The organism is Mycobacterium sp. MMS18-G62, assembly GCF_053877835.1.
In genome coordinates, this window is record NZ_CM132662.1 from 3575178 (window position 1) to 3597521 (window position 22344).

Genomic DNA, 22344 nt, shown 5'->3' on the forward strand with positions numbered 1-22344 from the left:
CGATGAAGACGACGGAGCGTGCTTGGCGGATCGGCAGCGATGTCTTGGGCGTGCTGCCGCGGGCGCATGCGGCGCTGCGGTCGGAGGGGTGGAATCCGCTGTCGCCGAGTGGCCTTCGCCTTTTCGGTGAGGTTCTGATGGACGAGGCGGCGCTGACGGGTATGACGTTGACGGCACCGCCGCCGAAGTTGGAGCGTCAGGAGCAGGCGTGCGCGGCCGCGGCCGAGGAATTGTCAGAGCTGGGAGTCGGCGCCCATGCTGAGCCGGAGCCATTGCGCGTGAAGGCGATACGACGCCAGCGGTTCGGACACTTGATGTACGAGCGGCTGACGTTCGATCACGACCCCCTGCTGCCGCGGTCATTGACCGTCGAAGGCCTCGGGGGGCCTGCAACCGCAGCGGTACACCTGTGCCGACAGGGCGATGACCGGCGACCGTGGCTGGTATGGGTGCACGGTGCAGGTCAGGGACAGCCGATGGATCTGTTGTTTTCGCGCGTCCGGCGCATTCAGAGCGAGCTCGGTTTGAACATCGCGCTGCCGGTGCAGCCGGGCCACGGTGTCCGTCGCAAGGCGTGGCCGGCCTATCCGAACATGGACCCGCTGGCCAACGTGGCAGGGATGATGCGCGCCGTTTCGGAGGTCAGAGCGGTCGTGCGCTGGCTGCAGCCGCAGTCCACAGCGATAGCGATATCCGGTGTGTCCATGGGTAGTCCGGTCGCGGCCCTGGTGTCGCATCTCGAGACGGTGGACGCCGTGGCGGTGTATACGCCGATTTTCGGGCTCAACGCGATGATCGCGCAGCACCTTGGCCGGTGGGGTCCGTCGGTCCGGGATGTCAGTGACGTACTGCGGTCCGCGACCGTGGCGCGGTTGGCGTCGCCGGTCGATCTGCTGGCTGCCGAGCCAACGCCGCCACCCGAACGTCGCCTCATTATTGGCGCCTGGCACGACCGGATGGCGTTGCGCGAGCCTGCTCTTGCGCTACATGAGCGGTGGGGCGGCGAGCTGTTCTGGCACGACGGAAGCCATGCGGGGCACCTGTTTTCCCGACGGGTGCAGGCCGTGTCGGAGCGCTTCCTCACCGGCGTTTCCGAGCAGGCTTCGAGCCGTAGTCGCGAATGAGCCGTGCCCTCATGCAATCGAGTTCGACCTTGAGATCATGCTCTTCGGATATGACAACCCATTGATATGCGATACCGAACACGGCCGACGTGATGTCCCTGACTGCAGGTTCGATATCGACGTCCGGACGGACCGACCCGTCGTCGATGCCGTTGCGAAGACCTACCTCGACTTTGACGGCGCCGCCTTGAAGCTGACTCCGAACCCGCTCGCGCAACGGGGACGTCGTTTTAACAGCTTCGAAGGTGGCGACGAACATGGCACGGAGGAGTTCGGGATCCTCGGCGTAAATCTCCTCGATCCGATCGAAGTGGGCGAGCACCTGCTGCATACCGCTGGTCTTGGGATCGGGGTCGGGGTTGAGCCGCTTCACGTATTCCCTGAGGAACTCCTCGAGGATGGCGTCCTTGCTGCCGTATCTCGCATGCACCATGGCCCGGCTGTATCCCGCACGCCGACCAATCTCCGCGGCGGTCGTTGCTTCCCAGCCCTTTTCGACGATGAGTTCCGCTGCGGCGTGAAGCAGACGCCGGTTGGAGGTCTCGACGCGTTCGGGCTGCGTCAACCCTCGGGCTGGAGAAGGCACCCTTGAATATTAGACGCTCGACAATTAACTTAGTTGTTCTGCGTCAAATTTCTTTGGAGAGGGTCGATGGTGACTTCGGGGATGGCGGCCGTGCCGTCGACAATCGACGACCTCAACGCCGAATGGATGACTGCCGCCCTGCGTTGCGACGACGGGGTTTCCGACACTGCCACCGTCACCGGGATCGCTGTCGAGCAGATTGCGCTCGACAGCGGGTTCTCATCGCGGCTGTATCGAGCGCATCTGGCTGGCGACGGAGTGCCGAGCAGCGTGATCGTCAAGCTTCCAGCTGAGTCAGAGGCCGGGCAAGCCATGGTGATGATGGGCGGCTACGCACGCGAGGTGGCGTTCTATCAACGTGTCGCGGGCCATGCGCCGATCGGAACTCCGCATGCGTACGTCGGTCGGATGGCCGAGAACAATGCGGATTTCGTGTTGGTGCTGGAGGATTTGCGCGATTGGGACAACGCTGATCATCTCGCGGGTCTATCGCTGGACCGCGCTCGCTCGTGTATGGCGCAGTTGGCGGGCCTTCATGCGTGGTCAATGTACCCGGCGAATACCGATGTCTTAGAGGCGTTTCCGAGTCTCGACACACCGGTGACGCGCGACCTGCTGCCCGCCGCGTTCGCTCCGGCCTGGAGCGTGTACTGCGACAAGACGAGCGCGGCCATCCCGCCCTACGTCGCACGCTTTGCCGAACGGTTCGCAGAGCTCGCCCCGACTGCTATCCAAGCGCTGAGCGAGCGTTCGATGTTGGTGCACGGTGACATCCGGGCCGACAACATGTTCTTTTCGGGCGACCAACTGAAGCTGGTCGATTTCCAGCTTGCGGCCAAGGGCGGCGGCGCCAACGACATCGGTTATCTCGTCAGCCAGGGTCTGCCCACCGAGGTGCGTCGTGGAAGAGACGAAGCGATGGTTCGCGAGTACCTCGAGCGGCTCGGCGAGCATGGCGTCAACGACTACAGCTTCGACGAGGCTTGGCGAGACTATCGTTTTGCGGTTGCATACTGGCTGGTGCTACCGGCCATGCCTCTGCTCAGTTGGGATGCTCTGCCCGAGCGATCGCGCCAACTGTGTATGCGGCTCGTCGAGCGAGCGGTGGCCACCATCGATGACATCGAGGCTGTGGAGGTATTCGGATGACTCGTACCGCCCGTGAGGTGGTGGAGCTGTACAACTACGTGGTCTGGAACGAACGCAATTTCGAGCTGGCCGAGGAGTTGATCGGAGACACCGTGATCCGCCACGACGTGGAAGAGGTGACGACCTTGACCCACGCACAGGCGGTCCAGCGGGTCAAGGACAACTGGGCGATGTTCGACAAGTTGCACTTCGACCTTCCCATCGTCGTGGCTGGTGACGACGGGAAAAATGTCGCGATCGTCTACCAGATGACCGGGACGACGGCCGGGGGTGACGAAGTCCCCATCGCCAGCATCGAGGTGTTTCATGTCGTCGACGGCAAGATCGTCGAAGTGTGGAACTGCGGCTACAAATCGGGGTACTGGAAGTGACTGAATTGCCGGCTCAGCCGGCTGCGAGCGATCACGTGCTCGACGAACTTGGCTACTACCTGCTCGCGGGGGCGGGCGGCGAAGGACCGGCGACGCTGATGGATGAGGCACGCCGCGGCGAGCAGTTGGGCTTCGGCACCGCATTCATCTCTGAACGCTGGAATGTCAAGGAAGCCTCCTCACTCGTCGGCGCCGCGTGTGCGGTCACCAGCCGTATGCAGATAGCAACTGCTGCAACGAATCACAACACCAGGCACCCGCTGATCACCGGATCGTGGGCCACGACGATGCATCGGCTCTCCGGTGGCCGGTTCACCCTCGGTATCGGCAGGGGAGTGGCGGCGATGTACGCGGCGTTCGGCATTCCGGCAGTGACGACCGCCGAGATGGAGGACTTCGCAAACGTCATGCGTCGGCTCTGGCACGGCGAGGTGATCTTCAACCACGACGGGCCGATCGGCAAGTACCAGGTTCTCTTCCTCGACCCCGACTTCAAGGAGGACATCCGATTGGCGCTCGTTGCGTTCGGGCCCAACACCCTCGCGTTGGGTGGCCGCGCCTTCGACGACGTCATCCTTCATACCTATTTCACGCCCGAGACCCTGCAGCGCAGCGTCAAGACCGTCAAGGACGCCGCCGAGAAGGCGGGGCGTGATCCCGACAGTGTGCGCGTGTGGTCGTGTTTCGCGACGGTCGGTGACCACCTGCCCGAGGAGCTGCGGCTGAAAAAGACCGTTGCCCGTCTGGCGACTTATCTACAGGGCTACGGCGACCTGATGGTCAAGACCAACAATTGGGATCCCGCGGTGCTGCAACGATTTCGGGAAGACTCGGTCGTCACTTCCATACCGGGCGGCATCGATCACAAGGCCACGCCGGAACAGATCGAACACATCGCGACGCTGATCCCCAAGGAGTGGTTGGAGCCCTCGGCCACCGGCTCGGCGCAACAGTGTGTCGACCGTATCCGCAAAGAGTTCGACTACGGGGCTGACGCTCTGATCATGCACGGTGCCACCCCCGACGAACTGGAGCCGATCGTCACCGCGTATCGCGCGAGCGAATAGTGACGCGATTTCGCGTCGGCCTGATGGACTCGATCCTGGCCGGGCGCCCTTCGGTCGATACCTACACCCGGGCGAGTTACCGTGCTGCCGTTGCCAATCGCGTGGATTCCTACTGGGTGCCCGACCACATCAACGGGCAGACGCCTCGACCGTTGTGGGATCCGAAGTACACCGCAGCGGCCCGACTGCTTCGGTCGCCCGACGCGGCGATGGAGGCGTGGACGCTGCTCGGAAGCCTCGCTGCGCGACGGCGATTCAACCGTGTGCGGCTCGGCATCGGTGTGACAGACACTGGTAAGCGCCATCCGGCCGTCACCGCTCAGGCCGCCGCGACACTTCACCTGATGACCCGTGGGCGAGCGATATTGGGCATCGGCCCCGGCGAGCGCGTCGGCAACGAGCCTTACGGAGTCGACTGGTCACAGCCGGTCGCACGGTTCGAGGAGGCGCTGGCGACCATCCGCGCGCTGTGGGAATCCAAAGGTCAACTCGTCAACCGTGATTCGCCGTTCTTTCCGTTGCGCGACGCCATTTTCGATCTGCCGCCCTACAAGGGCAGGTGGCCCGAGATCTGGATCGCTGCGCACGGCCCGCGCATGCTGCGGGCGACGGGACGTTATGGCGACGCCTGGTTTCCTGGCTTTGCACACCGCCCTCAGGATTACGCGCAGCGGTTGGACATCGTCCGATCGGCGGCGTCCGACGCCGGGCGCGATCCGATGTCCATCACGCCGGCGATGTGGATGCCCGTCATTGCCGGTTCCCGGGCAGCCGTCGATGAAGCCCTCAACTCCACCGTCGTGAAGAACTGGGCGCTCAACGGACCCGCAGACTTCTACTCCCACCATGGCGTAGAACACCCGATGGGCACAGGGTATGCCGGCATGCAAGACCACGTTGCTTTCACGATGGACGAGCAGACGATCCGCGAAAAGGCATCGCAGGTCCCGCTTTCGGTGGTCAAGGGTATGGTCCTCAACGGAACCGTCGACGACGTGCTGGCGCAGGCAGCCGTGTGGCGCGATCACGGCGTGCGCTACCTCGTCGTCGTCAACTTCGGGCCCATGGTGCCAAGGCTGCGGACCGGCCTTGCGACGTTGATGCCATTCAACAAGGTGGTGCGCGGCCTCAAGCGGCTGTGACTATCCTGCGCGAGCAGACGCAACTTGTCCCAACACGCCGAGAAATTGGAGCAGTTTGCGTCTGCTCGCGTAGAGAACCTAGGGCGTGATGACGGTGCGGCTCACCGGTTCAGCGGCTGCCTGGCGACTGTGGAGGCCGCGCTCGAGCGCATGCAACAACGCGTTGCGCGTCTCCTCGGGATGGATGAGGTCATCGAAGCCGAGGTGACTTGCCGATCGAAATGACGCTTCCACCTCCATCTTTCGCAACTTGTCCTCGACGTCTTCGGCTGCGTGCGAGGCGCGGCTCAGCGCCGCGGCGCTCATCGCGCCCATCGTCGCGCCGGGGAACGCGAACGTGGCGCTCTGGTTGTCGAAACCCAGCAGCGACATGACCATCGAGCCGAATCCGTAAGCCTTGCGCAGCGTCACGTGCAGCTTCAGAGTGGTGGCCGCGGTCTGCGCGGCGAACATCCGCGCTCCGCTGCGCAGCACACCCGTCTTCTCCGACCGGCTGCCCGGCAGCATGCCCGGATTGTCGGCCAGGAAAATGATCGGTAGGTGGAACGAGTCGGCGACCGTGATGAAATGTGCGGCCTTGTCCGCGGCATCGGCGTCGATGGAGCCCGCCAGCACCTTCGGCTGATTGGCGACGACGGCCACCGGATGGCCGCCCAGATGGGCCAGCGCGCAGATCATCGCTTGGCCGAATTTCGGCTGGACCTCGAACCAATCCGGCCGGTCGAACACCACGTCGAGCACCGCGCGCATGTCGTAAACGCGACGGTTGCCTCGCGGGACGATTTCCAGCAGCTCCGGCGTCGATCGCGGCGCGGAGGCCTCATCCGGAGGCAGCGACCTCGGATACGACCACGCGCTTGCGGGAAAGTACGACAGATACCGGCGGATGTCGTCGAGCAGAGCTTCGTCGTCCTCGGCCAGGTTGTGGATCACTCCGCTGGCCAGTGCGACGCTCGGCCCGCCGAGATCCTCCTTTGAAATGTCTTCTCCTGTGGACTCTTTCACGACGGGCGGCCCCGCGGTGAAGATCGCGCCCTGCCGGCTCATGATGGTCCAGTCGCACACCGGGGCGACCAGAGCGCCGTGGCCGGCCGACGGGCCCAGCAGCCCCCCGACCATCGGAACCTTGCCCGAGCACTGCGCTTGGGCGAGCAGATCGGTTGGGGTGCGGCCGTAATGCTCACCGCTGGGGCGGAAGCCGGCACCTTCGAGAAGCATCACCAGTGGAACCCGGTCGCGCAGCGCCAACTCGGCCAGCCGGTAGCGCTTGGCGTTACCGCCGGGACCGATGCTGCCGGCCAAGGTGGTGAAATCCTCGGCGCCCACCATTACCGGTGAACCGTCGATCAGGCCCGAGCCCGCGATGATTCCGTCAGCCGCGATATCGCCGCCGACCAGCGTGCCGAACTCGCGGAAGCTGCCCTTGTCGAGGAGGTGTTCGATCCGGGCGCGGGCGTCGAGCTTGCCCTTGCCGTGGTGTTTCGCGAGCCGCTCCGCCCCGCCCATCGCATGCGCGTGCCGACGCCGACGATCAAGTTCGTCGAGCGTGTCTTCCCAGTCCTCGGCTTTGGTCATGCGCATTTCCTATCGTCAAGAGGCGATCGTCGCACTGGTGTGTTCACGTTGACCATACTGAATTGCTTACTGTAGCGTCCTCTCCTATGGTCAGCGACGACGGCCGCCTGAAGGTCGACGCGGCCCTGGCCAGCGGACTCACCGACGTCGCACAGGCGGCTACCACTCTGGAGCGACGGGGTTACGACTGCTGCTGGACGGCCGAGATCAACCACGACCCCTTCCTGCCACTGGTCCTGGCCGCCGAGCACACCACAACCATCGAACTCGGCACCAGCATTGCAGTGGCGTTCGCGCGGAATCCGATGACCGTCGCCAATATCGGCTGGGATCTGCAGACGTACTCGGGTGGCCGTTTCATGCTCGGGCTCGGCTCACAGGTGCAGGCCCATATCGAAAAGCGATTCAGCATGCCGTGGAGCCAGCCGGTGCGTCGCATGCGCGAATTCGTCATCGCCCTGCGCGAGATCTGGTCATGCTGGCAAGACGGGACACGGCTTCGCTTCGAGGGCGACTTCTACACCCACAAGCTCATGACGCCGATGTTCACGCCTGAGCCGCAACCGCACGGTCTTCCCAAGGTCTTCGTCGCCGCCGTCGGTGAGGCGATGACCGAGATGTGCGGCGAGGTCGCCGACGGCATGCTGGCCCACGCCTTCACCACGAAGCGCTATTTCGAAGAGGTCACGACGCCGGCGTTGACGCGCGGCTTGGACAGGTCGGGTCGCAAGCGACACGAATTCCAACTGTCCGCTCCCATCTTCGTGGTCACTGGAAGCCAAGCCGAGCTGGCGACCGGCGCCGCCGCAACCCGTAAGCAGATCGCGTTCTACGGCTCAACGCCCGCGTACCGCAGGGTTCTCGAGCTGCACGGCTGGGGAGACCTGCACACCGAACTGCACCGGCTGAGCCTGGCAGGGGAGTGGGACACCATGGGGTCGTTGATCGACGACGAGATCCTCAACGCGTTCGCCGTCGTCGCTACGCTCGACGAGGTGGCGGCCAAGATCCGTGAACGCTGCGACGGAGTGATCGATCGCGTGCTGGTCCGCTTCCCGGCCTCGGTTACCGATGACACCGTCGCGTCGCTTCTTGAAGACCTGCGCCGAACACCAGATGCATCAGTGAGGAGCCGCCGATGAGCACGCCGATTATGGACGAGGCCGCAAAGGTTTTCGCGACCCCGAAGGCGTACACCGACGAGTCGAAACTGCATGCGGCACTGGCCCATCTGCGCGCCAATGCGCCGGTGTCGTGGGTGGACGTGCCGTCCTATCGGCCGTTCTGGGCGATCACCAAGCACGCCGACATCATGGACATCGAGCGGGCGAACACACTGTTTACCAACTCACCGCGACCGGTCCTGATAACCGCAGAGGGCGACGAGCAGCAGGCAGCTGTCGGGGTCCGCACGCTGATTCACATGGACGACCCCGAACATCGCGTGGTGCGAGCCATCGGTGCGGACTGGTTCCGGCCGAAGGCCATGCGTGCGTTGAAGGTTCGCGTCGACGAACTCGCGAAGATCTATGTCGACAAGATGATGGCGATCGGTCCCGAGTGCGATTTCGTCCAGCAAGTCGCGGTCAACTACCCGCTGTACGTGATCATGTCGCTACTCGGCGTGCCGGAATCCGACTTTGCGTTGATGCTCAAGCTCACCCAGGAGCTGTTCGGCAGCGACGACGACGAATTCAAACGTGGAGCCGACATGCAAGAGCAGATGTCGGCCCTTTTGGAGATGTTCCAATACTTCACCGCGTTGACCGCAGCGCGCCGCGAAAACCCCACTGAAGACCTCGCGTCGGCGATCGCAAACGCGCGGATCGACGGCGAGCCGTTGGACGACATCCAGACTGTGTCCTATTACGCGATCATCGCGGCTGCGGGCCACGACACCACGAGCGCAACCATTTCCGGCGGCATGCATTCCCTGATCGAGCATCCGGATCAGCAGCAGAAGCTACGCGCCGACCTCGGGCTGATGCCGTTGGCCACCGAAGAGATGATCCGCTGGGTCACGCCAGTCAAGGAGTTCATGCGCACGGCGCAGGAAGACACCACGATTCGCGGCGTGCCGATCGCGGCGGGGCAATCCGTGCTGCTGTCCTATGTGTCGGGTAACCGTGACGAGGAGGTATTCGACGACCCGTTCCGGTTCGACGTCGCACGAGACCCGAACAAGCACATCGCTTTTGGCTACGGCGTGCACTTCTGCTTGGGCGCGGCGCTGGCTCGGATGGAGGTCAACAGCTTCTTTTCCGAGCTGCTGCCACGGTTGCAGTCGGTTGAGCTCGCCGGGCAGCCCGAACACGTCGCGACGACCTTTGTCGGCGGTCTCAAGCACCTGCCGATCCGCTACTCGCTCAGGTGATTTGACGGCGAACGGCCGCCTCTGTACATCGGAGGCGGCCGTCCTTCCGTCAGGTCATACGGGCAGCGGGATCCAGATTCCGAAGAACCAGAAGCCCCATTGGTTGTAACCGGGGTCCCAGACTGGCTGCTCATTGAAGCCCCAGTAGTTGACGGGCGGCGGCGGCGGTCCCCATGCCGACGGCAGCGGTCCGTCCCATGCGGGCGGCGGCGGTGCGCCCCAACCCCACGGCGGCGCTCCGTCGCCCCACGGGGCACCGTGGAACCGGCCGCGCCAGTCGTTGTCGCCCGGATTCCACTGCGGCCGCCAATCGTGGTTGTCGGGTCCGCGGAAGTCGTTGGGCGGTGGGCCGCCGGGGCCGCCTTGCGGCGGTTCGCCTGGTCCCCGGAAGTCGCCCTGCGGAGGACCTTCGGGTCCGCGCTGCGCCGGAGGTCCGCCCGGACCGCCGGGGCCACATTGCTCCTGTGGGGTCGGGCCGCACGGAGGCGCAGCGTTGGCGATGCCTGACGCCACACCGATGCCGCTCACGCCGAGAGCGCAGCCGATCGCCGCTGCGGCGACCACTTGTTTGAGTTTCATAACCACGCCTTTCAGCGTCGATCGACGCCCCGACCCACTGGCGAGGTTAGGAAGGCGGATTAAGAGTCAGCTATGTAGCCGGTAGCAATGCGCTGTACGCCGTCCTTGCCGCTAATTGACAACGCAGTCAACAAAATTCAACGTGGCGCGTTGGACCTGTCCAGTTGCGCCTGCAGCGTATTCGCCCCGAGAGTCGAATCCTTCTCGTGGTGGGACAGCGCTCTGATGGAGACGTCGTGGCCTTCGGCGGCTTTGCGCAGGGCGCCGACGGTGGCCTGTTCGCGGGTGATGTGGGTGAACGGGTCCCAGTGATACCAGCGCATCGCGTTTTCGAAGGTCATCTTGTTGACCTCGTCATCGGGCACGTCGTTGTCGGTCAGCACCTCGTGCAGCTGCTCGGGCGCGCCCGGCCACATCGAATCGGAGTGCGGGTAGTCGGCTTCCCAGCAGATGTTGTCGACCCCGATATCGCGACGCAGCTTCACGCCGACATGATCGGAGATGAAGCAGGTCAAGAAGTGCTCGCGGAACACCTCTGAGGGCTTCTTATCGCCGAAGTCCTGACCGGTCCACGTCGAATGCATCTCATACGTGCGATCGGCACGCTCCAGGAAGTAGGGGATCCAGCCGGTGCCGCCCTCACTCAGGGCGATCTTGAGGTCGGGGTATTTCTTGATCGGCTTCGACCACAACAGATCCGCCGCCGCTTGCACGATGTTCATCGGCTGCAAGGTGATCATCACGTCCATCGGGGCATCCGGTGCGGTGATCGCCAAGCGGCCCGAGGAGCCGATGTGCACGTTCATCACGGTGTCGGTGTCCACCAGGGCTTCCCACAACGGCGTCCAGTACTCGTCGTGGAACGACGGATACCCCATGGCGGCGGGGTTCTCGGTGAACGTCAGGGCGTGCACGCCGCGTTCGGCGTTGCGCCGCACTTCCTTCCCGCATGCCTCGGCGTCCCAGATCACCGGCAGGCACATCGGGATGAACCGCGCCGGATACGCGCTGCACCACTCCTCGACATGCCAGTCGTTGTAGGCCTGCAACAGCGCCAGCGAAAACTCAGGGTCCTCGGTGGCGAACAGCCGGCCCGCGAACCCCGGAAACGACGGGAAGCAGATCGAACCCAGGATGCCGCCGGCGTTCATGTCCTTGACCCGCTCATCGACCTGCCAGCAGCCCGGCCGGATCTCATCGAGACCCTGCGGCTCGAGGCCGTACTCCTCCTTGGGCCGGCCCGCCACCGCATTCAACGCCACATTCGGGATCACCACATCGCGGAACTGCCAGGTATCCGACCCGTCCGGGTTATGCACCAGCCGCGGCGCCTCATCCAGGTACTTCTTCGGCAGGTGGTTCTTGAACATGTCCGGCGGCTCGACAACGTGATCATCAACGCTGATCAAAATCATGTCGTCCTTGTTCACGAGGACGCTCCCTTCAATGATGGCCTTACCGTATGGACAACAGTTTAGCGCGCGGACCTGGGTCTGTACGCAGACGAGGCTCGCTCGACAACCTACGGCGACGCGCCTTACGGAGACGCGAAATCAACGTTTTGCAGGAAAAGTGCGAGTGGGACGCTGCAAAACGTTCATCTCGCCTAGCCGACTAGCAACACCGCGGATTCGGGTTCGACTCGGTGGCGTCGTGCCGCATCCGCCAGTATTCCCGTTCGGACAGGACTGGCTCGCCGGGATGCGTGCGCCGGCGATGGTCGAGATAGCGGCGGTAGTGGTTATCGCCCATCAATGTGCTCCAGTACCAACCGATTTGGCTTGCGATTTCGGCAGCGCGTCCCATTGCTTTTGCACCTCCCGTTCTGTCTTGGTGGGGATTAGGCCCGATGGCGCGAAGATGCGTGACGGCGCCGGCTCGTCTTCGGTGAGCGGTGTGCCGACGCCACGAAGTGACTTGACCGCGACGACGACTCCGGCGACGAACACGATGACGACCAGTGACGCGAACACGATTGACAACGTGCCCTGAATAAAGGTGTTGCGGACGATCTTGTCGACATCAGCGGGGGTCTTCGCCGTGAGGCACAGCTTGCCCGCCGCCTGCGCGGCCCCGCAGATGCTGTGCTGTTTCCAATAACCCAGTTTCGGGTCAGCGGAGAAGATCTTCTGCCACGACGCAGTCAGCGTGACGGTGAGATCCCACAACAGCGGGATGCCTGGTATCCAAGCCCATTTCAGCAAGCCTCTCTTGATGACAACTACAGTGACGACGGTCAGTGCGATCGCTGCCAGTAGTTGGTTGGCGATGCCGAACAGCGGGAACAGCGTGTTGATACCGCCGAGCGGATCCGTGACGCCCATCAGCAGGATGCTGCCCCACGCCGCGACCACGATGAGGCTGCAGATCCACGCGCCGACCCGCCAGCTGGGATCGCGGAGCTTGCGCAGCGGCCCACCGAGATTGCCCAGGGCGTCGGACAACATGAACCGCGCCACGCGGGTGCCTGCGTCGACCGTGGTGAGGATGAACACCGCCTCGAACACGATCGCGAAGTGATACCAGTACGGCCTCAACGAGTGACCCCCGAAAACGTTGAGCACCTGCGACATCCCGATTGCGAGCGTGGGGGCGCCACCCGTGCGCGAGACGATCGACTTTTCGCCGACTTCACGCGCCCATCCATCGATATCTGTCCCCGTGACCGAAGGCCCGGGCAAACCAAGCCCGTTGACGTATTCCGCCGCGCTCTTCGCAGTGCCGCCAGTCTGGGCCGCCGGCGCATTGATCGCGAAGTACATGTGCTGGTTGAGGACCGCGGCGATGATCAGCGCGGTGATCGCGACAAACGACTCAGTGAGCATGCCGCCGTAACCGATCAGCCGCATCTGGCTTTCCTTTTCCAGAAGCTTTGGTGTGGTGCCCGACGAGATGAGCGAATGGAATCCCGACAGCGCCCCGCATGCGATGGTGATGAACAGGAACGGGAACAGCGAGCCCGCGAACACCGGCCCGTTGCCCTTGATAGCGAAGTCGGAGACCGCGGGTGCTTGCATGACTGGCCGGGCGAGCAGGATGCCGACGGCCAGCAGCACGATGGTGCCCACCTTCATGAAGGTGGACAGGTAGTCGCGTGGCGCGAGCAGCAGCCAGATCGGCAGCACCGACGCGGCCAAGCCGTAGATAACGATGCACCATGTCAATGTGACCGGCGCCATGCCGAACCAGGCTGCGCCCCATGATGTCTCGGCTACCTTGCTGCCCGACGCGACGGCAAGCAACAGCAGAACGACGCCTATGAGCGACACTTCCGAAACTCGGCCCGGTCGCAGGAAGCGCAGATAGAAGCCCATGAACAAGGCGATGGGGATCGTCATGGCTATTGAGAACACGCCCCAGGGGCTCTGCGCCAACGCCTGCACCACCACCAGCGCAAGGACCGCGAGCAAGATGACCATGATGACGAGCACGCCGATGATCGCGGCCGCACCGCCGATGGCCCCCAGTTCGTCACGGGCCATTTGACCCAGTGACCGCCCGCGCCGGCGGATGGAGATCGACAGCACAAGGAAGTCCTGGACACATCCGGACAACACCGCGCCGACGATGATCCAGATCGTCCCCGGCAGATAACCCATCTGAATGGCGAGGACCGGGCCTACCAGCGGGCCTGCGCCGGCGATCGCAGCGAAGTGGTGACCGAACAGCACCCGGCGGTCGGTGGGCATGTAGTCCGTGGCGTTCTCGTAAAGCTCAGCGGGCGTGGCATTGTCGTCCCGCGGGCGGACGATCTTCATCTCGATCAGCCGGGCGTAGAAGCGGAACGCAATCACATAGGTGCAGATCGCGGCGAAGACGAACCAGACCGCGTTGACCGACTCACCGCGGGCGAACGCGATGATCGCCCACGCCACCGCTCCGACCATCGCGATGATTCCGAAGATGACCTTGTGCTTCGTGGTGATGGGTGATCGGTCGATGATCGCAACCGGGGGCAGGTCTTTGTCGGTGCGGATGCGGGTGACGTCACCGTCGTGCTCTTCGATGCGGTCCGATGGTGCCGCGGTGGGTGTAGCCACGGTCCCTCCCTTGTCGGCTTGACTGTGTGGAATGCTGGCCGGTCCTTCCACCACGCAGAACGATTATGAAGAGAATTCCCGCCCCTTGCCTGGTTTTAACCGCTGTGACCTGCAAATCCATCTCCGCGTACGACCCTCAGACCGGCGCGGGCGCTGGCATGATGTCCCTTCGGCAAACCTAGGCAGGGAGATGCAAGAGGATGAGCACCGGCACGGCGGACACCGATCTGGTCGACGGGATCCCGCGTCGACGCATCGTGGTCGCTTCGATGGTGGGCACCACCATCGAGTTCTACGACTTCTACATCTACGCCACAGCGGCCGTCTCGGTGTTTCCGCACTTGTTCTTCCCCAAGGGCAATCCGACGACGGCGCTGCTGGCATCGCTCGCTACCTTCGGTCTCGCCTTCGTAGCCCGTCCGGTCGGCTCCGTCCTTTTCGGCCATTTCGGAGACCGCGTCGGCCGCAAGACCACTCTGGTTGCCTCCCTGCTGGTGATGGGCATCGCGACGTTCGCGATTGGGCTGTTGCCGACCTACCCGCAGGTGGGCCTTTTGGCGCCTGCACTGCTGGCGATCATGCGGTTCTCTCAGGGACTGGCTCTGGGCGGTGAATGGAGCGGAGCAGCGCTGCTGGCGACCGAGACTGCCAAACCGGGCAAGCGAGGCTGGGCTGCGATGTGGCCGCAACTCGGAGCCCCGTTGGGTTTCTTTCTGGCCAACGGGCTCTTCCTGGTATTGATCCTTTGGCTCGGACACAGCAACGTAAAGCCCGACCTCGACGGGCCGTTCTTGACATGGGGCTGGCGGATACCGTTCCTGCTGAGCGCGGTGATGGTAGCGATCGGCCTGTATGTACGGTTACGTCTCGCCGAGACGCCGGTGTTCACTCGCGCAATAGCGCGCGGCGAAAAGGTGAAAGCGCCTCTGGCCGAAGTGTTTCGAACCAGTTGGCGTCAGTTGATCGTCGGCGCCTTCGTGATGCTCGCGACGTACACGCTGTTCTACATCTTGACGACGTGGGTGCTGAGCTTCGGCACCGGCAAGCGACCACCTGACGGCAAGGGCCTCGGGTTCGCCTATGTCGACTTTCTGCAGATTCAGCTGATCGCCGTGGTGTTCTTCGCGGCGGCCCTTCCGCTGTCGGGTCTGCTCGCCGATCGCTTCGGTCGACGCCCCACGCTGCTGGTCGTCACTGCGGGCATCATGGGCTATTGCGCGTTGTTCGGCCCGGTTCTCGGTTCTGGCTCCACCTCACCTGGCATGATGCTGCTCTTCTTGGTGATCGGAATGACATTGATGGGCTTCACCTTTGGACCGATGAGCGCGGTCTTGCCAGAGCTGTTTCCGACGAATGTGCGCTACACCGGATCTGGAATCTCCTATAACGTCGCGAGCATTCTGGGCGCGGCGGTGGCGCCGTTCATCGCCACCTGGCTGACGACGCAGTATGGCGTGGGCTGGGTCGGACTGTACCTCTTCGTGGCGGCGACCCTGAGCTTCATTGCGCTGCTGGCCATGCGCGAAACGAAGGACACCTCGTTGGACACCGCCGACACTCGCACGCTGGTGCCATAGACACCAGGACCTTAATCACTAACGGCGGCACAGTTATTCGCCGCGTTGGTAGAAGGCGCGCACGGTGTCGATGGTGTCCGCCTCAGCCGGGTTCTTGTCGTCGCGGTAGCGCAGTACGCGGGCGAATCGCAGCGCCATGCCACCGGGGTAACGCGACGAACTCTGAACGCCGTCGAACGCGATCTCGACGACCTGCTCGGGTTTGAGTTTGACCACGTAGACGTCGGTCGGCCCGTCCGCGAGTTCGGTGAATCTGGTGGTCTGCCACTCGAGCATCGCGTCGGTCATGCCTTTGAACGTCTTTCCGAGCATGACGAATCCACCTGTTGCGGGGTCCCGCGCGCCAAGATGGATGTTGGATAGCTTGCCGGTGCGCCGGCCCGACCCCCACTCGACGGCGAGTACCACGAGATCGAGCGTGTGCACGGGCTTGACCTTGAGCCAGCCCGCGCCGCGACGGCCCGCCTCGTACGGCGCGGTGAGCGACTTCGCCATCACCCCTTCGTGTCCGGCGTCGAGGGTGACGTCGAGGAACCGTTGCGCGGCGTCGGCGTCGTCGGTGATCAGTCGATCCACACGGTGGACTTTCGGGACGATGGCGTCCAGGGCGGCGATCCGCTCGCTGGCCGGCCGGTCCAGTAGGTCTTCGCCGTCGAGATGCAGCAGGTCGAACACGAACACCGACAGCGGCTGCGATTCGCGCGCAGCCGCAAGGTTGACGCTGCGCCCGAATCGTGACGCCGTGACCTGGAAGCGGTGCGGGCGACCATCGGGCCGCAGCGCGATCGCTTCGGCGTCGGCTATGAGATCTGTGGCGGGCAGCGCCAGCGTGGCCTCAACCACTTCCGGCAAGCGTGCGGTGACATCGTCGAGGCTGCGGGTGTAGATGGACACGCTGTCACCCGCGCGGTGGATCTGCACCCGAGCGCCGTCCAGCTTGGCTTCGAAAACCGCTGTGCCGCCGAGACGTTCGAGCGCCTCAGCCGTGCCCGTCGCGGTTTGCGCGAGCATCGGACCGACCGGCTGGCCGACCTTCAGCGTGAACTGTTCGAGCGCCGCCTCGCCTCCTGTCAACGCCGCAGCCGCGACGGCAGGCAGGTCGCCGCCGAGCATCGCCGCACGGCGAACCGAGGGGGCCGGGATGTTCGCCGCCTTGGCCACCGCGTCCGCCATCACTCCGACAAGCGCGCCCTGCCGCAGCTCGCCGCCGAGCAGCCGGCGCAGGAAGGTCTGCTCGTTGTCCGTGGCAGCAGCGAAGAGCCCGCCGACCAGTTCGGCCCGTCGAGCCTGCGACCCCTTGCCCGAAACGCGGCCGATGTCGTTGAACGCGGCGTCGACGCCGAGCACGGTCAGCGACGGCTCGGCAGCCGCAGGTGGCAGCGATCGGAGCGCCGCCCAGCCGACGCCGATCTGCCGTTGCGGCAGTTCACCAGAGAGCCACGACACCACGACGGCCACCAACCGCGGGTCGGCTTCTGTGCCGGCCCGACGCAGCAGCTCGGCGATGCGGGCGATCTTGGCAAGCCGCGCGGAGGTGGCGCCGACCTCCGCCGACGCGGCGGCGACCTCTACGAGCTGCACGGGTTCAGCCTTGCACGGCGCTCAGACATCTCCGAGTAGGTCGGTGAGCACGACCGCCTAGGCACGGACGGTGGTGCACTCACGTACCTGGCTGCAAATCTCTTCGCATTGCGATACCGACCGTGCCCCGTCCTCGGCCTATCACTCGAAAGCCCTTGCGTTGGTACAAGTGCGCCGCGGGGTTTCGTTCGTGCACATTCAAGCTGATCGCGTTGTACTTCCCCGTGCAGAGCATGACCAACTCGTCCAGCAGCGTGCCACCGACACCCCTTCCGCGCATCTCAGGTGCGACGGCGACGGCGACTTCGGGCAAGGAAGCGCCGTCGATGTCGACCAGAAGCGGCGGGTCATGGTGAAACGTCCAGACGGCCCCAATACTGACGCCCGTTGCATCTGCGGCGACCACTGCGATGTCGCCGCTCCCCGGTAGGAGGCTTTGAGTGTCCTCGGAGTCCGCGTCGGGGAGGAGCCAATCCTCGATGACGCAGGCATGGCGGGCCATCTCGACGATGAATGCTGCATCTTCGGCGGTCGCGGAGTGTAGCTGTATGTTTGCATCTCCGAGTAGATCGGTGAGCACGGCCGCCTCGGCTCGCACCGCGCTGGCGCGCTCAGTGTGGCCGTGCGCAGTGAAATCGTCTGCTGCGGTCAATCTTTCGTCAATCTCGGCTCGCAGCAGCGCGCGAATCTCGGCGTCGGAGAGTTCCCGTCGTGCGACCTCGGCCGCGCCCAGCCCGACGACGGCCCCCGCGACCGTGCCGCTTGCCGACGCGTCGACGCCGGCTCTGTCGGGAGTTTCGGCATTGTCGATTGCACTCAGCGTCGACCGCAATGCCGAAACGCGCACGGCGTCGCGGTCCTTGCGCGCGGCCAACAACGCCTCGCGCAATCTGGTCCGCCATACCTGTGCTGCTGTCATGGGACGTCAAGGTACTCGACGTGATAGGTGACAGCGCAAGTCATTTCACGGCGAACGAGACGGTGTGCCAGCCCGTCGCTCCGTCGGGAACCGGGTCGGCCCGATCTGACGTTTGAACTGCTCCGGTGTTGTCGGTGGCCCGCACGGTGATGGTATGCGGCCCTGGCTGAGTCGCCTGCCAATCGAAACTCCACAACCGCCAGGTGTCGTTGGAATAGCTCGCGCCGAGGGTGGCCGGCTCCCACTTGCCCTCGTCGATCCGTACCTCGACCGCACGCACACCGCGGTTCTGCGCCCACGCGACCCCACCGAACGTGACCAGTCCACGAGCGATGTCCTGGCCGCTGCGCGGCACGTCGATGCGGGACTCCGTCTTGATCGGTCCGCGCGGCGACCAGCCCAGCCGCGTCCAGTACGCCTCGGCCCGGTCGAACCGCGTCAGCTCCAAGTCGACGACCCATTTGGTGGCCGACACGTATCCATAGAGCCCCGGAACCACCAGCCTTGCGGGGTAGCCATGCTGGGTGGGCAGCGGCTCACCGTTCATCCCGATGGCCAAGAGCGCGTCTCGGCCGTCGGTGAGGGCGTCGACCGGTGTGCCGGCGGTGAATCCGTCGATCGACATCGACAGCACCATGTCGGCGTCGGGATGAACACCGGCTTCGGCCAGTAGGTCGCGCACCCGGTAACCCGTCCATGCGGCGTTCGAAATAAGATCGCCGCCAACGGGATTCGACACGCACGTCAGCGTCACCAGCTTCTCGACGACGTCGAATTTCTGCAAGTCCTCGAAGCGGTAGGTGATCTCGCGGTCCACCATGCCGTGAATCTTCAGCTGCCAGTCCGACCGGCTCAGCTGCGGCACGCTCAGCGCCGTGTCGATGCGGTAGAAATCGGCATTGTTGGTGATAAACGACGGCAGCGCAACACCTTTCGGCTGCACCGCCGGGGGCACCGGCGGGGCAGCGACCTTGACGCGCGGCAATGCGAACGAGTCTCGATCGCCGGACACCGACGACAGCAGCCGGGACAGCACGACGCCGCCTACTCCACTGGCCACGCCGGCGGCCAGAAACCCCAATGTCACCAACGAAAGCCGTCGACCACGATCGGGGGAGTCCGGGGCGTCCGTGCTATCGGGCTCGTCGACCCAGCGGCCCGAGGTAAGCAGCCGCAGCACCGCGACACCGCAGGCTGTGCCCACCACCGTCGGCACAATGTCCGCCCACGACGCACCGGACCGCGACAACACCGCCGCGCAACCGGCGACGCCCGCGGCGATGATCGCCGCGCTGCCGACCGGGACACGACGCGTCTCCCATCGGGCGGTCACCGCGGCGATCAGCGCGATCACACCGAGCACGAGGATCGACAACGCGAGCTTGTCGGCCGTGCCGAAGGTCTGAATCGCCCATTCTTTGACCGGCCCGGGTGTCAGGTCGATGACCGCCGAGCCGACCGCCGTACGGGCGTCGGCCTGCGGACCGAACGCGACGGCGACCAGTTGGGTGACGCCGAGTGCGACGGCGGCCGCGGCTATACCTGCCAGCATCCGCGACTCACGTGCTGTCATGACGCAACGCTACCCATCCGCCCCACCCGAAAGGCTTACCGAAAGATGACATGAGCTAAGTTGCTTTACAGTCGGACGACTTTTTGGAAAGGGAGCTCTAGATGGAGATCGAGGGCAAGAAGGCCGTCATCGTCGGTGGAGCGTCGGGATTCGGCCGCGCGACCGCCGAGGCGCTGGCCAAGCGTGGCGCCAGCGTGGCGGTGCTGGATCGGCCGCAGTCGAAGGGCAAAGAGGTGGCCGATTCGATCGGCGGCACGTTCCACGAGGTGGACGTCACCGACTTCGAGGGCACCGAGAAGGTGTTGCAGCAGGCGATCGAGGCCCTCGGGGGACTGCACATCATCGTCACGACCGCCGGCGGCGGCATCGGTGAGCGCACCGTCAAGAAGGACGGTCCGCACAGCCTGGACTCCTTCCGGAAGACCGTCGATCTCAACCTCATCGGCACCTTCAACATCAGCCGGCTCGCCGCCTGGCAGATGAGCCAGCAGGACCTCGTCGACGACGAGCAGGAGGAGCGCGGCGTCATCATCAACACCGCGTCGATCGCCGCGTTCGAGGGCCAGATCGGGCAGGTGGCCTACACGGCCTCGAAGGCTGCGATCGCAGGTATGTGCCTGACGATGGCACGCGACCTGGGCAGCCTGGGCATCCGCGCGCTGGCGATCGCGCCGAGCCTGTTCGCCACCGGGCTGACCGAGGGCATCCCCGACGAGTTCGCCAAGGCGCTCACCAAGGACGCGGCGTTCCCCAAGCGCCTCGGCAAGCCGGAAGAGTACGCCAAGCTCGTGCTGGCGATCGTCGAGAACCCGATGCTCAACGGCCAGTGCCTGCGGCTCGACGCGGGTCAGCGCTTCGCACCCAAGTAGGTCACCCGGCGCTACGCTGCCGGAGTGGCAACGGTCGCCGATCACGTCATCTCTGCGTTACGGATCAGCGGTGTGCGCCGCGTCTACGGCCTGCCGGGTGACAGCCTCAACGGGTTCACCGACGCGATAAGGCGTTCGGGCGAAATCTCTTGGGAGCACGTCCGTCACGAGGAGACCGCGGGATTCGCGGCGGCCGCCGACGCGGCGCTGACCGGACAGTTGGCGGTGTGCGCGGGCAGTTGCGGCCCGGGCAACCTGCATCTGATCAACGGTCTTTTCGACGCGCATCGCAGCCGGGTGCCGGTGCTGGCGATCGCCGCGCACATCCCGCGCACGGAGATCGGTTCGGAGTACTTCCAGGAGACCCACCCGCAGGATCTGTTCCGGGAGTGCAGCGTCTATTGCGAACTGATCAGCACGCCGGAGATGGCGCCGCGGATCCTCGAAATGGCGATGCGCGCCGCCGTCGAGGAGAACGGCGTGGCGGTCGTCGTCGTCCCCGGCGAGATCTTTCTGCAGAAAGCCGACGCGTCGGCATGGCAGGCGCGCCCGGTCGTCAAGGCTCGGTCGGTCGTTCGGCCCGACGACGAGTCGCTGCGCCGGGCGGCCGAAATCCTCAATGCCGCAGAGGCCGTCACGATTCTGGGCGGTGCGGGCGTGGCGGGCGCACACGACGAATTGATCCAACTGGCAGGCACGCTCAACGCGCCGATCGTTCATGCCTTGCGCGGCAAGGAATTCATCGAATACGACAACCCGTTCGACGTCGGCATGACCGGTCTGCTCGGCTTCGCGTCGGGATACAAGGCCATCAAAGAAGCCGATGCGCTGCTGATGCTGGGCACCGACTTTCCGTATCAGCAGTTTTATCCCGACAATGCCAAGGTCATTCAAGTCGACATCCGCGGGCGAAACCTGGGCCGCCGCACCCCGATCGACCTCGGATTGGTCGGTTCGGTCAAGGACACCCTGGCCGCATTGGCACCGATGCTGTCTCAGAAGAGCGGCCGCCAACATCTGGACCGGTCGCTGCGCCACTATCGCAAGACTCGTAAGTCGCTCGACGAGCTGGCCGTCAACGATCGTGACCGCACGCCTATCCGGCCGGAATACGTTGCCGGACTTGCCAACCAGCTGGCCGCAGACGACGCGGTCTTCACCGTTGACGTCGGTTCGCCGGTGGTGTGGGCGGCGCGGTACCTGACGATGAACGGCTGGCGACGGCTCATCGGCTCGTTCAACCACGGCACGATGGCGTGCGCGGTGCCGCTCGCGATCGGCGCGCAGACGGCATTCCGTGACCGACAGGTCGTCGCACTGGCCGGTGACGGCGGCTTGACGATGTTGTTCGGTGAGCTGATCACGCTCACCCAGAACCGGCTGCCCGTCAAGGTGATCGTGTTCAACAACTCGTCGCTGAACTTCGTCGAGCTGGAGATGAAGGCCGCGGGCATCGTCAACTTCGGCACCGATCTCGTCAATCCGGACTTCGCCGCCGTCGCCCAGGCGATGGGGATTTTCGGCCGGCGCGTCGAGCAACCGGCCGACTTGCAGCAGGCGCTCGCCGATGCCTTCGCGTTCGACGGCCCCGCCCTCGTCGACGTCGTCACCGCGCGCCAGGAGCTGTCGATACCGCCGGCGATCACCGTCGAACAGGCCAAAGGTTTCTCCCTGTACGCGATCCGGACGATCCTCGCGGGTCGCGGCGACGAGCTTCTCGACCTGATCACGACGAATGTGGCGCGGCGAATCCTCGACTGATCTTGATACTTCAGCACTTTCCAAGCCAATTCCAATCCGCGCCGCTAATGTTTGCCC

19 protein-coding genes are annotated in these 22344 nt (G+C 64.6%); 10 read left to right on the top strand and 9 right to left on the bottom strand.

All coding sequences use genetic code 11. From position 1 onward, the window contains the following. Positions 1-2: 2 nt before the first annotated feature. Complete coding sequence (locus ACWW36_RS17800; protein ID WP_456137311.1) at positions 3-1124, top strand: alpha/beta fold hydrolase; 1122 nt, start codon at positions 3-5, stop codon at positions 1122-1124. Here ACWW36_RS17800 and ACWW36_RS17805 read toward each other — a convergent pair. Next, positions 1081-1710 (bottom strand): TetR/AcrR family transcriptional regulator, encoded by a 630-nt coding sequence (locus ACWW36_RS17805; protein WP_456137312.1) that lies wholly within the window; start codon positions 1708-1710, stop codon positions 1081-1083. The two genes, ACWW36_RS17800 and ACWW36_RS17805, sit on opposite strands and share 44 nt — an antisense overlap. 66 nt (positions 1711-1776) lie before the next feature. Between ACWW36_RS17805 and ACWW36_RS17810 the strand changes: the two genes are divergently transcribed. Genes ACWW36_RS17810 through ACWW36_RS17825 form a run of 4 tightly spaced genes read left to right on the top strand, consistent with a single transcriptional unit; the run spans position 1777 to position 5439 of the window. Continuing rightward, positions 1777-2859 (top strand): phosphotransferase, encoded by a 1083-nt coding sequence (locus ACWW36_RS17810; protein ID WP_456137313.1) that lies wholly within the window; start codon positions 1777-1779, stop codon positions 2857-2859. Further along, positions 2850-3230, top strand: a complete 381-nt coding sequence (locus ACWW36_RS17815; protein WP_456142534.1) for an ester cyclase — start codon at positions 2850-2852, stop codon at positions 3228-3230. The genes ACWW36_RS17810 and ACWW36_RS17815 overlap by 10 nt, the downstream gene beginning before the upstream one ends. A 5-nt stretch (positions 3231-3235) precedes the next feature. Continuing rightward, positions 3236-4297 (top strand): TIGR03857 family LLM class F420-dependent oxidoreductase, encoded by a 1062-nt coding sequence (locus tag ACWW36_RS17820; RefSeq protein WP_456142535.1) that lies wholly within the window; start codon positions 3236-3238, stop codon positions 4295-4297. Beyond that, positions 4297-5439: an LLM class flavin-dependent oxidoreductase gene (locus ACWW36_RS17825; protein WP_456137314.1), complete on the top strand. Its 1143-nt coding sequence runs from the start codon at positions 4297-4299 to the stop codon at positions 5437-5439. Before ACWW36_RS17820 ends, ACWW36_RS17825 begins: the two co-directional genes overlap by 1 nt. 78 nt (positions 5440-5517) lie before the next feature. On the opposite strand, the gene ACWW36_RS17830 is transcribed toward ACWW36_RS17825, so the two are convergent. Continuing rightward, complete coding sequence (locus ACWW36_RS17830) at positions 5518-7014, bottom strand: acyl-CoA carboxylase subunit beta (protein WP_456137315.1); 1497 nt, start codon at positions 7012-7014, stop codon at positions 5518-5520. An 86-nt stretch (positions 7015-7100) separates the two neighbouring features. On the opposite strand from ACWW36_RS17830, the gene ACWW36_RS17835 reads away from it, so the two are divergent. Together ACWW36_RS17835 and ACWW36_RS17840 are read left to right on the top strand one after the other, a co-directional pair. Continuing rightward, positions 7101-8156, top strand: coding sequence for an LLM class F420-dependent oxidoreductase (locus ACWW36_RS17835; protein WP_456137316.1), 1056 nt, complete (start codon positions 7101-7103; stop codon positions 8154-8156). Positions 8157-8167: 11 nt separating this feature from the next. Next, positions 8168-9388 (top strand): cytochrome P450, encoded by a 1221-nt coding sequence (locus tag ACWW36_RS17840; RefSeq protein WP_456142536.1) that lies wholly within the window; start codon positions 8168-8170, stop codon positions 9386-9388. 54 nt (positions 9389-9442) lie between these two features. Here ACWW36_RS17840 and ACWW36_RS17845 read toward each other — a convergent pair whose 3' ends face one another. From ACWW36_RS17845 to ACWW36_RS17860, 4 genes are all read right to left on the bottom strand, one after another. Continuing rightward, positions 9443-9967: a chitin-binding protein gene (locus ACWW36_RS17845; protein WP_456137317.1), complete on the bottom strand. Its 525-nt coding sequence runs from the start codon at positions 9965-9967 to the stop codon at positions 9443-9445. A gap of 137 nt (positions 9968-10104) precedes the next feature. After that, positions 10105-11397 (bottom strand): amidohydrolase family protein, encoded by a 1293-nt coding sequence (locus tag ACWW36_RS17850; RefSeq protein WP_456137318.1) that lies wholly within the window; start codon positions 11395-11397, stop codon positions 10105-10107. A 184-nt stretch (positions 11398-11581) separates the two neighbouring features. Then, on the bottom strand, positions 11582-11719 hold the full coding sequence (locus tag ACWW36_RS17855) for a CstA-like transporter-associated (seleno)protein (RefSeq protein WP_456137319.1): 138 nt from the start codon (positions 11717-11719) through the stop codon (positions 11582-11584). Beyond that, complete coding sequence (locus ACWW36_RS17860; RefSeq protein WP_456137320.1) at positions 11719-14007, bottom strand: carbon starvation CstA family protein; 2289 nt, start codon at positions 14005-14007, stop codon at positions 11719-11721. Before ACWW36_RS17860 ends, ACWW36_RS17855 begins: the two co-directional genes overlap by 1 nt. Positions 14008-14207: 200 nt before the next feature. On the opposite strand from ACWW36_RS17860, the gene ACWW36_RS17865 reads away from it, so the two are divergent. Continuing rightward, positions 14208-15584, top strand: a complete 1377-nt coding sequence (locus tag ACWW36_RS17865) for an MFS transporter (protein ID WP_456137321.1) — start codon at positions 14208-14210, stop codon at positions 15582-15584. 33 nt (positions 15585-15617) lie between these two features. On the opposite strand, the gene ACWW36_RS17870 is transcribed toward ACWW36_RS17865, so the two are convergent. The 3 genes from ACWW36_RS17870 to ACWW36_RS17880 all read right to left on the bottom strand — a co-directional run bounded on the left by ACWW36_RS17870 (position 15618) and on the right by ACWW36_RS17880 (position 19657). Then, the gene (locus ACWW36_RS17870; protein ID WP_456137322.1) at positions 15618-17165 is read right to left on the bottom strand and encodes an ATP-dependent DNA ligase; all 1548 of its coding nucleotides are present in this window, start codon (positions 17163-17165) and stop codon (positions 15618-15620) included. Positions 17166-17244: 79 nt separating this feature from the next. Continuing rightward, positions 17245-18084: a GNAT family N-acetyltransferase gene (locus ACWW36_RS17875; RefSeq protein ID WP_456137323.1), complete on the bottom strand. Its 840-nt coding sequence runs from the start codon at positions 18082-18084 to the stop codon at positions 17245-17247. A gap of 40 nt (positions 18085-18124) precedes the next feature. Continuing rightward, positions 18125-19657: a molybdopterin-dependent oxidoreductase gene (locus ACWW36_RS17880; RefSeq protein WP_456137324.1), complete on the bottom strand. Its 1533-nt coding sequence runs from the start codon at positions 19655-19657 to the stop codon at positions 18125-18127. Positions 19658-19758: 101 nt separating this feature from the next. Between ACWW36_RS17880 and ACWW36_RS17885 the strand changes: the two genes are divergently transcribed. After that, a complete protein-coding gene (locus ACWW36_RS17885) occupies positions 19759-20526 on the top strand; it encodes an SDR family NAD(P)-dependent oxidoreductase (RefSeq protein ID WP_456137325.1) in 768 nt (255 codons plus the stop codon). Between the two features lie 24 nt (positions 20527-20550). Next, entirely contained in the window at positions 20551-22287 is a 1737-nt protein-coding gene (gene poxB / locus ACWW36_RS17890) for a ubiquinone-dependent pyruvate dehydrogenase (RefSeq protein WP_456137326.1), read from the top strand. Positions 22288-22344: the final 57 nt, after the last annotated feature.

What these genes read in the sequence shown, in the direction of transcription:
- ACWW36_RS17840 (WP_456142536.1), top strand. Translation starts at nt 8,168, where the DNA reads ATGGACGAGGCCGCAAAGGTTTTCGCGACCCCGAAGGCGTACACCGAC.
- ACWW36_RS17880 (WP_456137324.1), bottom strand. Translation starts at nt 19,657, where the DNA reads ATGACAGCACGTGAGTCGCGGATGCTGGCAGGTATAGCCGCGGCCGCC.
- ACWW36_RS17810 (WP_456137313.1), top strand. Translation starts at nt 1,777, where the DNA reads ATGGTGACTTCGGGGATGGCGGCCGTGCCGTCGACAATCGACGACCTC.
- ACWW36_RS17800 (WP_456137311.1), top strand. Translation starts at nt 3, where the DNA reads ATGAAGACGACGGAGCGTGCTTGGCGGATCGGCAGCGATGTCTTGGGC.
- ACWW36_RS17830 (WP_456137315.1), bottom strand. Translation starts at nt 7,014, where the DNA reads ATGACCAAAGCCGAGGACTGGGAAGACACGCTCGACGAACTTGATCGT.
- ACWW36_RS17875 (WP_456137323.1), bottom strand. Translation starts at nt 18,084, where the DNA reads ATGACAGCAGCACAGGTATGGCGGACCAGATTGCGCGAGGCGTTGTTG.
- ACWW36_RS17845 (WP_456137317.1), bottom strand. Translation starts at nt 9,967, where the DNA reads ATGAAACTCAAACAAGTGGTCGCCGCAGCGGCGATCGGCTGCGCTCTC.
- ACWW36_RS17885 (WP_456137325.1), top strand. Translation starts at nt 19,759, where the DNA reads ATGGAGATCGAGGGCAAGAAGGCCGTCATCGTCGGTGGAGCGTCGGGA.
- ACWW36_RS17865 (WP_456137321.1), top strand. Translation starts at nt 14,208, where the DNA reads ATGAGCACCGGCACGGCGGACACCGATCTGGTCGACGGGATCCCGCGT.
- ACWW36_RS17835 (WP_456137316.1), top strand. Translation starts at nt 7,101, where the DNA reads ATGGTCAGCGACGACGGCCGCCTGAAGGTCGACGCGGCCCTGGCCAGC.
- ACWW36_RS17855 (WP_456137319.1), bottom strand. Translation starts at nt 11,719, where the DNA reads ATGGGCGATAACCACTACCGCCGCTATCTCGACCATCGCCGGCGCACG.